The organism is Rhodovulum strictum (assembly GCF_009649175.1).
GTDB classification, from domain to species: Bacteria; Pseudomonadota; Alphaproteobacteria; order Rhodobacterales; family Rhodobacteraceae; genus Rhodovulum; species Rhodovulum strictum.
On record NZ_WJPO01000002.1, the window covers coordinates 132,012 to 147,167 of the forward strand.

Genomic DNA, 15,156 nt, shown 5'->3' on the forward strand with positions numbered 1-15,156 from the left:
AATAACGCCCCCCTGTTATCGGATAACCGCCACCCCGAAGCCCCTTGCGCCATGGGTGATATTGAATAGCGCCGCGCGCTGGCCCATGCTCTGCCCCATGAAAACGCATCGCCTCATCCTGGCCGCGCTGGCGGCGATCTTCCTGGCAGGGGCCGCCTCGGCCCAGTGCTATGCCGATTACAAGGCCAAGCAGGACAACCCCCTGCGGCTGCATTACGGCGTGATCGAACTGCCCGCCGCGGCCTGCGGCAGCCGGGGCGATGCCGCGGGCGAGATCGACCGCAGGATCGGCCGCAGCGGCTGGCAATTGCTGAACGTCATGTCGATCTTCGGCGCGGACGGGCTGGCCGAGCGCAAGGCAAGCGCCGGGCAGTTCTTCCTGCGATTCTGATGCCACCGGTGCAACCTGCCGCCCAGACCGGCGCCGAGACGCCCGCGCGCCCGCTTCAGGCCGGGCGCGTCGTCGTCGCGGGCATGATCGCCATCGTCGCGATCCTGCTGATCGCCGCGGGCGTCCTGTTCTTCAGCCTGCCCGATGCCGACGCCTTCAACATCCGTGTCGAGCGGATCTTCGTCGAGAATGACGACCTGACCTCGGGCGCCGAGATCAAGCTGCTGGAGATTCTTGCCCAATCCGGCACCGCCTTTGCGGATGTGCTGACCTCGTATCGGGTGGTGATCTTCGTGCTGCTGGTCTTTTCCACCGCGCTGCTGATCGCGGCGCTGGTGTTCCTGCTGACGATCATCACCCTGAACCGCCGGATGTCCGAGATCGAGCGCGCGGGCATCCGCGTTGCGTCGCTGACCATCAACCGGGCCGAGAATACGGTGATCCTGAACGGCATGGCCTTCAGGCTGACGCCCGCCGCGATCGAGACGCTCTCGGTGCTGGCCGAGGCGCGGATGGATGACGACATGCTCTCGGGGGCCGAGATCGAGGCGATGATCTCGGGCCGGCGCAGCGAGGATTGCGACGAGGCGGCAGGCGCCACCCGGATCAAGCGGCTGCGCGACGCACTGGGCAACCAGATGGTCAGCGAACTCCTGATCAAGAACGTCGCGCGGCGGGGCTACATGCTGGCCATCGACAAGGACGTGATCCGCATGAGCTGACGGCTGCGCTGGACGCGGGCGCAGCGCCGCGTCAGGATCGGGCCCATGCGCACCCTGCCATGTCTTGCCCTTGTGGCCCTGCTGTTCCCCCTTGCGGCGGGCGCCGCCGAGGTGACCCTGTCCCGCGCCGATCTGGCCGAGATCGCGCCCGGGCTCTGGTCCGCCCCGGGCTTGGTGCTGCCCGATGAGGACCGGACCCTGCCCATTGTCGGCGACCAGAACACCGAGGACGGCACGCGGCTGTTGCGCCATCTGGCGGGGCGGGGCGGGATCAACGGCTTTGCGGGCCTCCTTTACGACAACCGCGACCGCGGCCATGCCCCCCTGCGCCCCGACCTGTTCCCGCGCCTTACCCGGCTGGTCTATGCGCCCGATCTGGTCGAGGCGGGGCTTGATTACGGTCTGGCGGGTCAGATTCATCTGCCCGCGGTCGTGCTGGGCAATTCCTCGACCGCGGTGACCGCCGGACCGGCGCCGCGCAGCCTTGTGCGCCTTGCCATGACCCGGCCGATGGGGCCGCACCTTGCCGCAGAGCTTTACCAGCGCAATGCGGTCTACATCTATCCCGAGCATCGCGACCACGACGCCGCGGATCTGTTTCCCGCGAACTGGCCCTATACGATCACCAGCCAGGGCTCGTCGGGGTCCGACCGGCGGTTCCTGATCGCGGTGGCGATGACGCTGGCCGCCTTTCCCGCCGACACGATGGCGGCGTTGCGCGATCGCGGGCTTGTGGCGCCGACCGTCCAGATGATCCTGCGCCGCAACCTCGCCCCCGTTGCCACGCGCGAGGATTACCTGTCGGGCCGCACCCATCCCGCCGCCTTCGAACCCGGCCAGATCCGGATCGGGCGCATGGTGGCCCAGGCCGCCGCCCTGCCAGCGGACGAAATCCCGCCCATGGTGCGGCTGCGCGTGATCGACGAATCGTTCCGCCAAGCGGCGGGGCTGGCGGGGCTTGATGAACGGCTGTTCGACACGACATCGGCGATTGCGCGGATCTGGCGCGATTTCGACTGGCAGCGCGAGATGATCGTCAGCGCCGACGAGACCGCGGATCCGAATGGCCGCCCGCTGCGCTTCGAATGGCGGCTTCTGGCGGGCGATCCCGGGCGCGTGCGGATCGAACCGCTCGACCCCGCGGGGCGGCGCGCGCGGATCGTCATCGACTGGCACGCCCCCTGGACATTGCCCGCACCCGGCGGAGGCGAGGAGTATGACAGCCGCCGCCATGCGCGTGTCGATATCGGCGTCTTCGCCCATAACGGCGCCCAGGACAGCGCGCCCGGTTTCGTCTCGATCGCCTTTCCCGCGCATGAGCGGCGCAGCTATGGCCCCGCCGGGCCGGAGGACACGCCGCGGCTTGTGTCCATCGACTATGACGCGGCCGGGCGCGGTGCCGATTTCGACCCCATCCTGCACTGGACCGCCCCATGGTCGGACGAGGCGCGCCATGATGACGATGGCCGGTTGCTGGGCTGGACCCGGCGCTGGGCCGATGGGCGCGAGCGGTTCGTCCCATTCGCTGACCTTCGCCCGGCGGGCGGGGCGCGCTACCGGATCGACCGGACCAACCCCCGCCAGCCACTTCTGCGCTTTGACGAGTGACGGGCAAGAGCGCGCCTTGCCCGGGCAGGGCGAACGGTTCAGATACCAAGGCACGGGCAGCGATCGGGAAGGCAGGCAATGGAGCGGATCGGGGCGCTGGTGATCGGGGCGGGGCCTGCGGGGCTGATGGCGGCCGAGGCGCTGGGCGCGGCGGGCATTCCCGCGGTCATCGCCGAGGCCAAGGCCGCGCCCGCGCGCAAGTTCCTGATGGCGGGCAAGTCGGGGCTGAACCTGACCCGGGCCGAGCCGCCGGACAGCTTTCTTTCCGCCTATGCCGAGGCCGCCGGGCCGCTTGGGCCGATGATCGCGGCGTTCGGCCCCGAGCATGTCTGCGCCTGGGCCGAGGGGTTGGGCCAGCCGGTCTTTACCGGCAGTACCGGGCGGGTATTCCCGAAGGCGATGAAAGCCTCGCCGCTCCTGCGCGCCTGGTTGCGGCGGCTTGAGGGCTACGGCGCGAGCCTGCGCCCGCGCTGGCGCTGGACCGGCTGGGAGGGTGAGGCGGTCACGTTCGACACGCCGGACGGACCGCGCGCGGTAATGGCCGGGGTCACGATCCTGGCGCTGGGGGGCGCGAGTTGGGCAAGGTTAGGCTCTGATGGCGCCTGGGCGGGGCCGCTTGCGGCGGCGGGCGTGCCGCTTGCGCCCTTTGCGCCCGCGAATGTCGGGCTGCGGGTGAACTGGTCCGCGCCGATGGCCCGCCAGTTCGGCCAGCCGGTCAAGGGCGTGGCGCTGCGCGCGGGCAACGGGCCGTGGCAGCGGGGCGAATTCGTGATCTCGGCCCGCGGGCTTGAAGGCGGCGGGATCTATGCCCTGTCCCGCCCGCTGCGCGACGGCGCACCGCTGGTCGCCGACCTGTTGCCAGACTGGACGCCCGACCGGGTGGCCGAGCGGCTTGCCCGCCCGCGCGGCAAGGCAAGCCTTGCCAACCATCTGCGCAAGGCGCTGGGGCTTGATCCGGCGCGGCTGGCGCTGCTGATGGAGTTCGGCCGCCCGCTGCCCGACGGCGCGGCGCTGTCCGGGCTGGTCAAGGCCCTGCCGATCCGCCACGCAGGCCCGCGGCCCATCGACGAGGCGATCTCGACCGCGGGCGGCGTGCGCTGGGCGGCGCTGGACGAGAGCCTGATGCTGCGCACCCGCCCCGGCACCTTCCTTGCAGGCGAGATGCTGGACTGGGAGGCCCCGACCGGCGGCTATCTGCTGACCGCATGTCTGGCCACCGGGCGCTGGGCCGGGCAGGCGGCGGCGCGGCGGCTTCAGACAGCCTGCGCGCGCTGATAGGCGGGCCGCGTCCGCATCCGGGCCAGATAATCCTCAAGACCGGGTTCGGTGATCGGAAAGCACGCGGCGCTGGCCCAGTCGCCGCAATGGGTCAGGATGATGTCCGGCACGGTCATAACCTCGCCCATCAGGAACGGCCCTTGGCCCATCCGCTGCATCAGCACCTTCTGGCTGCGGCCGAATTCCCATTTCAGGCTGTCCTTGATCGCCGACTGGCGCAGCGCCTCGGGCAGAACGAAACTGTGCCGCGCCGCCATCCACAGCGCCGAATCGAACTCGTCCAGCAGGAACTGGGTCAGGCTGTCCTGCCGGGCGCGGTCGATGCTGCCTGCGGGATAGGTCAACTGCCCGTGCCGGTCGGCCAGAAAGCTCAGGATCGCGGTCGAATCGGTGATCGGCACATTGTCGGCGATCAGGACCGGCACCTTGCCCGCGGGGTTCAGCGCAATCACATCCTCGGAACGGGGCGGGGCGGGCACATGCTCGTAGGGCAGGCCCATCTCCTCCAGCATCCAGAGTACTCGCCGAGCGCGGCTGTTGCCGCTGCCGATCACACGATACATCGCCGTCCCCCCACCTTGCCCAAGGGGTTCCAGCAATCGCGCGCGCCGTCAAGACCGCGACGCACCCAGATGGGCCAGCCGGATCAGGCAACGTTCCATCACCGCCATCTGCGGCGCGCGGCTGGACGACCGCAATTGCAGATCGGTGTCGATCAACAGGCCCAGCCCCTGTTCCAGCCGCCGCACGCCCCAGCCCTGCGCCTGCCGCACCATGCGGTCGCGCGCCTTGAAATGCACCGGCGGGCGGGCGCGCGCAATGCCTTGCGCCGCACCGCCCGGGTCCGCGGCCGCGGCGTGCAGCGCGCGGAAATGCCGGGTTGCGGCGATGCACAGCGTCACCGGGGTTACCCCCTGCGCTTCGAGCCGGCGCAGCATCGGGGCGATCTGGTTGCCCTTCGCCTCGGCCACCAGATGGATCAGCGCATCGGCATCCGCCTCGGTCGAGCGGGGGGCGCAGATGGCCACGTCATCCGCGGTGACGGGGGCAGAATCGCCCAGCTTGAACAGCGCAAGCTTTTCCACCGTCTGGCGGAAATCGCCCGGGTCGAGCGCCCCCGCCAGATCGGTCAGCGCCCCCATCGCGGCGCGGTCAAGCCCGGTCAGTCCGGCTGCGGCCAGCATCGCCTCGATCTCGTCCCGGCCCGGGGGGTCGTCATAGATGCCGATGGCGATGGCGGTGCGATGCCCCTCGAACAGCTTGCGCAGCGCCGAGCGCGGGGTCAGTTGGCGCGCGGTGACGACAAGCTGCGCGTCGCCCGGCTGCCAGTCGGCCAGCGCCGCCTCGATCATGTCGGCCAGCGTATCGGTCGCCTCGTCCAGGAACACCACCCGCGGGCCGGGAAAGAAGCCGCGCGCCTTGAGCGCATCGCCCAGCGCCGCGGGATCGCCGCGCAGATCGCCCGGGGAAAGCCGGGTCAGGCGCATTTCCTCTTCGGCGCCGGGGCCCAGCAGCCGGGCGATCACCTCTTGCCGCTTGAGCGCCACGCGCATCGGGTCGCCACCATAAAGCAACAGCCCCGCGCCGTCGGGATCGGGCCGGGCGAAATAGCGCGCGGCCTCGCGGGGGGAAAGCTTCATCGCGCGCGGCCGGGGGCGGTGGCGATCAGCCGCGTCACAAGCTGGTCAGCCAGCATCACCATCAGCCGCCGTTCCGCATCGCGCTCGGCGGCAAGGGTCGCCACCGTGCTGCCGGTCGCGGAATAGGCGGAGAACGCCGTCACATTGCCGGATTGCACCAGACGGCCGGTCGCGATCTCGACAAGCTCAAAGGTCAGATCGCCCTCGATCGTGTAGCGCGTGGTTTCCTGCGCGCCGGTGATTCCCAGCGCCTTGCGGCTTGTACCGATGCGATAGCCCAGCCGGTAGACCGGCGCCTCGGCCCGGCCCAGCCGATCCTCCAGCCGTTCGACCAGCGCAAAGGCGTTGCGCGTGTCGGGCGGGTCTATCGCGATGCCGCCGCGCAGGTCGCTGGCCACGCCCCCGGGCCCATAGGCGGGACGGAACCCGCAGCCGCCCAGCGCCAGCGCGGCAAGACCAAGGACAAGGGTGCGGCGGTCAGACGACGACATTGACGATGCGGCCCGGCACGACGATCAGCTTTTTCGGGGCGCCGCCCTCCAGCGCCTTGAGCACAGCATCGTCGGCCAGCACCAGCTTTTCAACCTCGGCGGCGTCCATGTCCCGCGGCACCGCGATTTCCGAGCGGCGCTTGCCGTTGATCTGGATCGGCAGCGTGACGGTATCCTCGATCAGCAGCGCAGGGTCGGGTTTGGGCCAGGGGGCGCGGGCGATCAGGCCCTGACCGCCCAGCATGGACCAGATATCCTCGGCCAGATGCGGGGTCATCGGCGCCATGAGCTGCGCCATGACCATCGCCGCCTCGCGCCGCGCGGGCAGCGCGGCCTGCGATTTCGCCAGCGTGTTGGTAAAGGCATAGAGTTTCGCGACCGAGGTGTTGAAGCCGAAGCTTTCGATCCCCATTGTCACATCATGGATCGTCTTGTGCAGGGCGCGGCGCAGGGTCAGGTCGTCTCCACCCCCCGAAGCCGCGCCCTGGCCTTCGGACTCGTAGACGGCGATCCCGCCCCCCTGATCCATTTCCTCGGCGATGCCGTTCGCGATGCGCCAGACCCGGCCCAGGTGCCGGTGCGCCGCCTCGGCCCCGGCCGAGGTCCATTCCACGTCGCGTTCCGGCGGGCTGTCCGACAGCACGAACCAGCGCGCGGTATCGGCGCCGAAGCTTTCGATGATGCTGACCGGGTCGACCACGTTCTTCTTGGATTTCGACATCTTGGCCGAGGGGATGACCTCGACATCATTTGCGAACAATGGGCGCCCACTCGAATCCTGAAGAAAGTCTCCGGACTGATCTTGCAGTGGGCGCTTCAGATATGCCTTGCCATTTCGAAACTCCACCTCCTCGGGCAGGTGATAGACCGGCCGGCCCGCGGCGTCGCGCGTCATGTAGATCTCGTGCGTCACCATCCCTTGCGTGAACAGCGCATCGAAGGGCTCCTTCGCCTTGGCGGGCAGGTGGCCGGTGATCTGCATCGCGCGGGCGAAGAACCGGGAATAGAGCAGGTGCAGGATCGCGTGCTCGATGCCGCCGATATACTGGTCGACATTCATCCAGTAGTCCGCTTCGGCCAGATCGGTGGGCGTCGCCGAATGGGGCGCGGTGAAGCGGGCGTAGTACCAGGACGAATCCACGAAGGTATCCATCGTGTCGGTTTCGCGCCGCGCCGCGGCCCCGCATTTCGGGCAGGTGCAACTGGCCCAGGTCGGGTGCCGGTCCAGCGGGTTGCCCGGCTGGTCGAAACTCACGTCGTCGGGCAGCCGGACGGGCAGGTTCTCCTTCCGCTCGGGCACCACGCCGCAGCCTTCGCAATGCACCACCGGGATCGGGCAGCCCCAATAGCGTTGCCGCGAGATGCCCCAGTCGCGCAGGCGGAACTTGGTCACGCCATGGCCGACGCCGTTTTCCTCGCAGAACCGAATCGCGGCGTCGATGGCCTGTTCGCCGGTGGCCACCTCGTCCCAGCCAAAGGCTTTCAGCCAGCGCACGGCTTCGGTCTTGGGCGGCACGAAGGCCACCTCGCCAACCGGTTCGCCGCCCTCCAGCGCCACGAAGGTATCGGTCACAGGCAGCCCGTATTTCCGCGCGAAATCCAGGTCGCGCTGGTCGTGCGCCGGGCAGCCGAAGATCGCACCGGTGCCATAATCCATCAGGATGAAATTGGCGATGTAGACCGGCAGTTCCCATTCCGGATCAAACGGATGGCGCACCCTCAGCCCGGTGTCGAAACCCTTCTTCTCGGCTGTTTCCAGCTCTTCCTCGCTGGTCCCCATCCGGCGACATTCGGCGCAGAAGGCGGCCACCTCGGGGTTGCCGTCCTCCAGCGCCTTCGCCAGCCGGTGGTCGGGCGAAATGCCGAGGAAACTCGCCCCCATCAGCGTGTCGGGGCGCGTCGTGTAGACCTCGATCCGGTCGAATCCCTCGGGCCCGTCCACCAGCCCGAACGCCATCTGCAACCCGCGGCTCTTGCCGATCCAGTTGCGCTGCATCAGCTTGACCTTTTCGGGCCAGTTCTCCAACCCGTCCAGCGCCGCCAGCAACTCGTCCGCGAAATCGGAAATGCGGAAGAACCATTGCGTCAGGTCGCGCCGTTCCACCGGGGCCCCCGACCGCCAGCCCTTGCCCTCGATCACCTGCTCGTTGGCCAGAACCGTCATGTCCACCGGATCCCAGTTCACGGTGGCGTTCTTGCGATAGACCAGCCCCGCCGCCAGCATGTCCAGGAACATCGCCTGCTGCTGGCCGTAATATTCCGGGTCGCAGGTGGCGAATTCGCGGCTCCAGTCGATGGACAGGCCCAGGGGCTTCATCTGCGCGCGCATGTCGGCGATGTTGCCATAGGTCCAGTCCTTGGGATGGCCGCCGCGTTCCATCGCCGCGTTTTCCGCGGGCATCCCGAACGCGTCCCAGCCCATCGGGTGCAACACGCTGAAACCGCAGGACGATTTGTAGCGCGCCACGACGTCGCCCATGGTGTAGTTGCGCACATGCCCCATATGGATGCGCCCCGACGGGTAGGGGAACATTTCCAGCACATAGTATTTCGGCCGGGCCGGGTCGTGGCAGGCGCGGAACGTGGCGTCGGCCTCCCATGCGTCCTGCCATTTCCGCTCGATCTCGGCCGGGGTGTAGCGCGCCATGTCAGCAATCCTCAGTCAAACGCCGGGCGCGGGTGGCCCGGCGTCGTGCATAATCGGCGCCGCGCGGGGCGTCCAGTGGGGCGTCAGAGCTTGCTGTCGCGGATGCGGATCTGGCGGGCGCGGGTCAGGATCGCATCCTCGACCGCGCGCACGGTGGCGGCATCGACCGCGCCCGACTGGCTGTGCAGCGACACCTTGAGCGAGCGTGCGTCCAGCGCCGGATCCTGCACATAGACGGTCGCGCGATAGGCCCGACCGCCGCCGGGCGGCGTGCCGTAACCCGTGACGATCACGCCCGAAAACGGATCGACAGACCGAATCGGCAGGAAGTTCAGCACCTCCAGCGAGGCTTGCCAGAGATACTTGTTCACCTCGACCGTGGTGTTCGGGTCGTCGGCATTGCCGAACAGGTCGAAGATCGAGCCGCGCTCCTGGCGTTCGCGCCGAATCTCGGCCGCGGGCGTGTTCTCGAACTGCCGCGCGATATTGGCCTCGCGCGCCTCGATCCGGGCGGCGTCCTGTTCGGGGGACGGGGCGCTGCGGCCGAACAGCCCGCCGCCACAGCCGGCCAGTCCGACAGCCATCGTCCCGATCAGTGCCCCGCGCGCGATGCGGTGGAAGGTCATGCCTGCGCCCTCGTTGTCCTTCGCCGGTCTTTACCGGAGCGGGTCGGGGCGGACAAGGTTTTTCCCTTGCGCCACGTCCGCTTGGGCGCGGGGGGTGTGTGGCTTTGCTGCATCAATCGGGGGCAGCGTTCCGGGGGGCTGGCGGTGTTCCTTGCATTTGAGGGGGGCAAGAGCGAAACCCGGAACATACTCAGATCGGATGCTCCGGCCTGAGGTGCATCTTTAATCGAATGAGGGAAAACCATGAAAAAGGTTCTCTTCGCGACCACTGCGCTGGTTGCTTCGGCCGGCTTCGCTGCCGCCGAGATCACGTTCTCGGGCTACGGGGAAATGGGTGTCGTGGGCGGCGGTGACAACAGCACCGGTTTCAGCGACGGCGAAACCCAGTTCCACAACGACCTGATGCTGAAATTCTCGGCCACGACCGAGACCGACATGGGCATCACCGTCGGCGTCAGCACCGAGATCCAGAAAGCCGAAGGCGAAGCCAACGGCAACTTCGCGGCCGACAACACCGCGATGTTCATCTCGGGCGCGTTCGGCACCCTGACGATGGGCGAAATCGACGGCGCGATGGACTTCCGCCTGACCGAGAACATCGGCAACCCCGGCACCATCGGTGACGACGAAACCATCCACGCCGGTTACCTGGGTGGCTATGGCGACGGTGCCTATGACAACCAGATCCTGCGCTACGATTACAATTTCGGCGATTTCGGCTTCTCGGCGTCGATGGAGCTGGACGACACCGGCGCGCTGGATGACGGCTATGCCCTGGGCGTCAGCTACAAGACCTCGATGACCGGCGTCGATATCGGCCTGGGCCTTGCCTACCAGACCTTCGAGCAGGACGGCACCTACCTGCCCGGCAACATCGACAACTTCACCGTCGCGACCCCGTTTGCCGCTGGCGATGTCGATGTCTGGGGCGTTTCGGCGACCGCCGACTTCCAGAACGGCTTCGTCGCCGGTCTGGCCTATTCGGACTGGAACTTCCCGGGTGCGGTCGACGCCGACCACATCGGCCTGTCGATGGGCTACTCGATCAACGCCTGGTCGTTCGGCGTCAACTGGGGTCAGTTTGACGTTGACACCGTTGGCAAGATCAAGGGCTACGGCCTGGCGGTCGCCTATGACCTGGGCGGCGGTGCCTCGGTCCATCTCGGCTATGGCGACTCCGACGGCCCGACCGGCGTGATCGCCGACGACGTCGAGACCTGGTCGTTCGGCGTGGCGATGTCGTTCTAAGCCTTACCGGCTTGTCGATAGGGGAAGAGCGGGCCTTGTGCCCGCTCTTTTTCGTTGCGGGGCACGGGTTCGACAAGTGCCGCCGCCCATGCTAGGTCCGGCACCGAAGCCTTGTGACCCGGTGCCCATGCAGCCCCCCGACCCCGCCCAGATCGCCCGACTGTACCGAGAGGCCCTTGCCCGGCAATCCGCAGGCGATCTTGACGGCGCCGAGGCGCGGCTGCGCGACGTGCTGGCCGCCCGCCCGCGTCAGGCCGAGGCGCTGTTCCAGATGGGCCGGATCGCCATGACCCGCGGCGCCCCGAAACGCGCCGCCCAGCATTTCGAACGCGCCGCCGAGGCCCAACCGGCCGAGCCCGCGATCTGGCTGGCCTGGGCGCAGGCGCTGGCCGCGCTGGCCGACCGCACCCGCATCCGCAGCTTTCAGCGCAAGGCCAAGGCGGCACGCCTGCCCGCCCCGGTCCTTGCCCGCCTGCAAGAGGCGTTGGCGCCCCCGGCGGCGACGCCCGCCCAAACGCTGGATGCGCTGCGCCGCGCCGCACAGGCCCTGCCCGACGCGGCCGAACCGCAGGTCCGGCTGGGTCAGGCCCTGCTGCGCGCCAAGGATTTCGCCGCCGCCGCCGACGTGTTTGGCCGGGCCATCGCGCTGGGCGACAACCGCGCCGAAACCCACACCGCGCATGCCCGCGCGCTGGACGGATCGGGCCAGACCGAGGCCGCGCTTGCCGCCCATGACCGCGCCGTTTCCGCCGCCCCCGACCGCCCCGAAACCCATGGCCGCCGCGCGATCCTGCTGCAACAGATGGGCCGCTTCGACGAGGCCGATGCAGGCTTTCGCCGCGCCATCGCGCTGAACCCCCGGGATGGCGAGCCCTACCGGCTGATGGTCAAGGGCCGCAAGCTGGCGCCCGACGATCCGCTGATCGCGGAAATGGAAACGCTCTGGGCGCGGCCGGACCTGAGCGATCACAGCCGGATGAACCTGGGCTTTGCACTTGCCAAGGCGATGGAGGACATCCGCCGCGACGACCGCATCTTTGGCTATCTGCACAAGGCCAACGCGCTGATGCGCAAGCTTTACCCCTATGACATCGCCGAACGCCGGGCCGAGATCGACGCGGTGAGGACCGCCTTTGCCGATACCGATTTCACCGCCCGCCGCGTGCCGGGCACGTCGGGTTACGCCCCGGTCTTCGTCACCGGCATGCCGCGATCGGGCACGACACTGGTGGAACAGATCATCGCCAGCCATTCGCGCGTGACCGGCGGCGGCGAACTGGGCTTCGTCATGCCCGAGGCAATGCGGTTGCTATCGGACGGGGCGGGCGGGCTGCGGCCCGTTTCGGCGCTGTCGGACGAGGAAATCGCCGGGTTCGGCCATGCCATCGAGGCGCATTTCCGCATGCGCCTGCCGGGTGCCGACATCGTCACCGACAAGTCGATCCAGACCTATATGGTCGCCGGGCTGGTGCGGCTGGCGCTGCCCAATGCGCGTATCGTGGTGGTGCATCGCGACCCGCGCGACACCTGCCTGTCGATCTACAAGAACATCTTTGCCGAAGGCACGCATCGCTACGCCTATGACCTGCGCGACCTGGGGCTTTACACCCGGATGTTCCTGGAACTGGTCGATTTCTGGCGCGACAGGCTGCCCGGCGGCTTTCACGAAATCCGCTACGAGGATCTGATCGCCGACCCCGAACCCCAGGCCCGCGCCCTGATCGCAGCCGCCGGGCTTGACTGGGAAGACGGCTGCCTGGATTTCCACAAGACCGAGCGGCGGGTCTCGACACTCAGCCTGCATCAGGTGCGCCAGCCGATCTATGCCTCGTCGCTGAAGGGTTGGCAGCGCCACGCGGATGAGCTTGCCCCGCTGATCGAGGCGCTGGGCGATGCGGTCGAGCAAGGGGGAACGGAATGAGCCTGGACGAGATTCGCGCAAGGGTAACACAGGCCGAGGCCGACGCGGGGCGCGCGCCCGGCTCGGTCACGCTGATCGCGGTATCCAAGGTGCAGCCGCTCGACCGGGTCGAGGCCGTGCTGGCGGCCGGTCAGCGCGTCTTTGGCGAGAACCGCGTTCAGGAGGCGGCAGGCAAATGGCCCGCGCTGATGGACCGCTTCGCAGGCGTCGAACTGCACCTGATCGGCCCGCTGCAAAGCAACAAGACCCGGCAGGCGGTCGAGCTGTTCGACGCGATCCATTCACTCGACCGGATCAGGCTGGCCCAGCGCCTGGCCGACCACGCGCAGGAGCGCGGCGCCAGCCCCGACCTGTTCATCCAGGTGAACACGGGCGAGGAACCGCAGAAGGCGGGGGTTCTGCCGGGCGAGGCGGATGGGTTCATCGTCGAATGCCGCGCGCTGGATCTGCCGGTGCGGGGGCTGATGTGCATCCCGCCCGTGGAAGAAACACCCGCGCTGCATTTCGCATTGCTGGCAAGGATCGCGGCGCGCAACGGGCTGTCGGGCCTGTCGATGGGGATGAGCGACGATTTCGAACAGGCCATCGCCTTCGGCGCGACCCATGTGCGGGTCGGCTCGGCGATCTTTGGCTCGCGCGCCTATGACTGAGGCCGCGCGCCGCTAAGGCACGATCAACCGGCTGTCCGGCGTCAGCCGTTCCGCGATCCAGCGCAGGTCATGGCGGGCCAGCGCGATGCAGCCCGCCGTCGGGTGCCTCGGCTTGCGCCATTGATGGAGAAAGATCGCGGAGCCGCGCCCGCGCTGGGCGAAGGGCCAGTTCCAGTCCGTGACCAGCACCAGATCGTAAAGCGGATCGGCCCGGCGCAGCCTTTCGTGGCTGTGGCTATAGGGCGCGCGGACCATGAGGTTGTAATCCTCATGCCCGGGATCGTCCGACCACAGGTCAGTGGGTCCGATGGGCACCGCCCAGGGCGCGGGCGGCAACATCCGGTCGGGGCGATACAGCATGCCGACGATTCGGTGGATGCCCCGGGGCGTCGCGCCGTCACCCTCGCGCTTGTCACTGGTGATGTCACCGCGCCCGATGGATCGGGGAAAGCGGCGCCCGGCAAAGCGCAGATGGGTCGGGGTCAGGACAAGGTCGGTTGCACGCATGACGGGCAGACTGGCCGAAGGGGGCGGTCAGGGGAAGGGGTCTTGCGGTCGATCAAGCCCCGGTCGCGCGGATCATGGTAAACTAGTCGTCGGGCGGGTCGTCTGGCCTGCCCAGGTGCAACCATGACACGGAGGTTCGAGATGGAAACGGCCAAGGTGATGGAATACGCCCGCTCTCTCCTGGCAGCCCATGGCGACAAGGCGCAGGCCGAGGCGGCGCAGAAGGCCGCCGCGCATGAGGCGGCCGGCGAGGAGTCGGATGCCGAAACCTGGCGCGCCATCGAATCGGCGATCCGCCAGATGCGCCCGCCGCATCAGGGCTGAGACAGGCCCCGCGCTACAGCAGATGCCCGGACTTCTCGGCCTTGGTCGCAAGGTAGCGGGCATTCTCGGCCGTGTGCCCGACCTTGAGCGGCACGCGGCCGACGACGTCGATGCCATTGGCGCGCATCATCTCGATCTTGGCGGGGTTGTTGGTCATCAGCCGGACGGCGGAAAACCCCATCTCGCGCAGGATCGCCGCGCCGAGGCGGAAATCGCGCTCGTCATCCTCGAAGCCGAGCCGGTGGTTCGCCTCGACCGTGTCAAAGCCCTGATCCTGAAGCGAATAGGCGCGCATCTTGTTGGCAAGCCCGATGCCGCGCCCCTCCTGGTTCAGGTAAAGCAGAACGCCTGCGCCCTCGGCCCCCATCTGCGCCAGCGCGGCGTTCAGTTGCGCGCCGCAATCGCATTTCAGGCTGCCCAGCAGATCGCCGGTGAAACAGGCCGAATGCAGCCGCGCCAGCACCGGCGCGCCGCGCGGGGGGGTGCCGATCTCGACCGCGTAATGTTCCTCGCTGCCATCGGCAGGGCGGAAGACATGCAGCCGGGTTGCCTGCGAAACCGCAAGCGGCACCCGGGCCGAGACAACCTCGGCAAGATGCGTTTCATCCGCCAGCGCCGCCGCAGCCTCGGCCAGAGTGACAAGGGTCAGGCCCTGCGCCGCGGCCAGCCCCGCGGGATCGGCGATCTCGACCGCCAGCACCGCGGGCAAGAGGCGTGCGGATTTCGCCAGCCCGATGGCCGCGCGATGTGACGCCGCATCGCCGTCCCGCAGCGACACGAACGGCCCGAGCAGCGGGTTTTGCAGATCATCCGCCGGATCGGCCACCGCCTGCACCCAGCCGGGTCCGATATCGGCGGGCAGGCGCAGCCGCGCGATGTCGCCATCATAGGGCCGCGCCTTGAGCGTTGCCGCCCGCCGCGCGGTGATCGCCAGCACCGCATCCCCCAGCCCGCGCAAGGCCGCCAGCCGTTCGGGGGTCAGCGTCTCGGCCGCGGCGACCACAAGCCCGCCCACCACCACAGGCACGCCCATGCGCAGATCGCCGCGGGCGCGCGCGATGCGTTCGGTGCTGTCGGGGCCAAGCGGCATGGGCGATCCTTTC

General features: G+C 68.6%; 15 protein-coding genes. 8 read left to right on the top strand and 7 right to left on the bottom strand.

The window, feature by feature from the left end:
* The first annotated feature begins 97 nt into the window (after positions 1–97).
* The 4 genes from GH815_RS02330 to GH815_RS02345 all read left to right on the top strand — a co-directional run bounded on the left by GH815_RS02330 (position 98) and on the right by GH815_RS02345 (position 3,996).
* Positions 98–391, top strand: coding sequence for a hypothetical protein (locus tag GH815_RS02330; RefSeq protein ID WP_153747127.1), 294 nt, complete (start codon positions 98–100; stop codon positions 389–391).
* Between the two features lie 83 nt (positions 392–474).
* Entirely contained in the window at positions 475–1,113 is a 639-nt protein-coding gene (locus GH815_RS02335; RefSeq protein ID WP_153747252.1) for a winged helix-turn-helix domain-containing protein, read from the top strand.
* 45 nt (positions 1,114–1,158) lie between these two features.
* Complete coding sequence (locus GH815_RS02340; RefSeq protein WP_153747128.1) at positions 1,159–2,721, top strand: hypothetical protein; 1,563 nt, start codon at positions 1,159–1,161, stop codon at positions 2,719–2,721.
* A 78-nt stretch (positions 2,722–2,799) separates the two neighbouring features.
* Complete coding sequence (locus GH815_RS02345; protein ID WP_153747129.1) at positions 2,800–3,996, top strand: TIGR03862 family flavoprotein; 1,197 nt, start codon at positions 2,800–2,802, stop codon at positions 3,994–3,996.
* Here the strand turns inward: GH815_RS02345 and GH815_RS02350 are convergent.
* From GH815_RS02350 to GH815_RS02370, 5 genes are all read right to left on the bottom strand, one after another.
* Positions 3,975–4,562, bottom strand: a complete 588-nt coding sequence (locus GH815_RS02350; protein WP_153747130.1) for a glutathione S-transferase family protein — start codon at positions 4,560–4,562, stop codon at positions 3,975–3,977. The two genes, GH815_RS02345 and GH815_RS02350, sit on opposite strands and share 22 nt — an antisense overlap.
* A gap of 48 nt (positions 4,563–4,610) precedes the next feature.
* The gene (gene holA, locus GH815_RS02355; protein WP_153747131.1) at positions 4,611–5,639 is read right to left on the bottom strand and encodes a DNA polymerase III subunit delta; all 1,029 of its coding nucleotides are present in this window, start codon (positions 5,637–5,639) and stop codon (positions 4,611–4,613) included.
* A complete protein-coding gene (gene lptE / locus GH815_RS02360; protein WP_153747132.1) occupies positions 5,636–6,130 on the bottom strand; it encodes an LPS assembly lipoprotein LptE in 495 nt (164 codons plus the stop codon). The genes holA and lptE overlap by 4 nt, the downstream gene beginning before the upstream one ends.
* Positions 6,117–8,777 carry a leucine--tRNA ligase gene (gene leuS / locus GH815_RS02365; protein ID WP_153747133.1) on the bottom strand — a complete coding sequence of 887 codons (2,661 nt, stop codon included), beginning with the start codon at positions 8,775–8,777 and terminating at the stop codon, positions 6,117–6,119. The genes lptE and leuS overlap by 14 nt, the downstream gene beginning before the upstream one ends.
* A gap of 83 nt (positions 8,778–8,860) precedes the next feature.
* On the bottom strand, positions 8,861–9,403 hold the full coding sequence (locus GH815_RS02370; RefSeq protein WP_153747134.1) for a DUF3576 domain-containing protein: 543 nt from the start codon (positions 9,401–9,403) through the stop codon (positions 8,861–8,863).
* Positions 9,404–9,646: 243 nt separating this feature from the next.
* Here GH815_RS02370 and GH815_RS02375 point away from each other — a divergent pair, with 243 nt between their 5' ends.
* The 3 genes from GH815_RS02375 to GH815_RS02385 all read left to right on the top strand — a co-directional run bounded on the left by GH815_RS02375 (position 9,647) and on the right by GH815_RS02385 (position 13,222).
* Positions 9,647–10,651 (top strand): porin, encoded by a 1,005-nt coding sequence (locus GH815_RS02375; protein WP_153747135.1) that lies wholly within the window; start codon positions 9,647–9,649, stop codon positions 10,649–10,651.
* 127 nt (positions 10,652–10,778) lie between these two features.
* Complete coding sequence (locus GH815_RS02380; protein WP_246176279.1) at positions 10,779–12,572, top strand: tetratricopeptide repeat-containing sulfotransferase family protein; 1,794 nt, start codon at positions 10,779–10,781, stop codon at positions 12,570–12,572.
* Positions 12,569–13,222 carry a YggS family pyridoxal phosphate-dependent enzyme gene (locus tag GH815_RS02385; RefSeq protein WP_153747136.1) on the top strand — a complete coding sequence of 218 codons (654 nt, stop codon included), beginning with the start codon at positions 12,569–12,571 and terminating at the stop codon, positions 13,220–13,222. Before GH815_RS02380 ends, GH815_RS02385 begins: the two co-directional genes overlap by 4 nt.
* A gap of 12 nt (positions 13,223–13,234) precedes the next feature.
* Here GH815_RS02385 and GH815_RS02390 read toward each other — a convergent pair whose 3' ends face one another.
* Positions 13,235–13,729 carry a L,D-transpeptidase family protein gene (locus tag GH815_RS02390; RefSeq protein WP_153747137.1) on the bottom strand — a complete coding sequence of 165 codons (495 nt, stop codon included), beginning with the start codon at positions 13,727–13,729 and terminating at the stop codon, positions 13,235–13,237.
* Positions 13,730–13,852: 123 nt separating this feature from the next.
* Between GH815_RS02390 and GH815_RS02395 the strand changes: the two genes are divergently transcribed.
* Positions 13,853–14,053 carry a hypothetical protein gene (locus tag GH815_RS02395; RefSeq protein ID WP_246176280.1) on the top strand — a complete coding sequence of 67 codons (201 nt, stop codon included), beginning with the start codon at positions 13,853–13,855 and terminating at the stop codon, positions 14,051–14,053.
* Positions 14,054–14,066: 13 nt separating this feature from the next.
* Here the strand turns inward: GH815_RS02395 and ribA are convergent, their stop codons facing one another.
* On the bottom strand, positions 14,067–15,143 hold the full coding sequence (ribA, locus tag GH815_RS02400) for a GTP cyclohydrolase II (RefSeq protein ID WP_153747138.1): 1,077 nt from the start codon (positions 15,141–15,143) through the stop codon (positions 14,067–14,069).
* Positions 15,144–15,156: the final 13 nt, after the last annotated feature.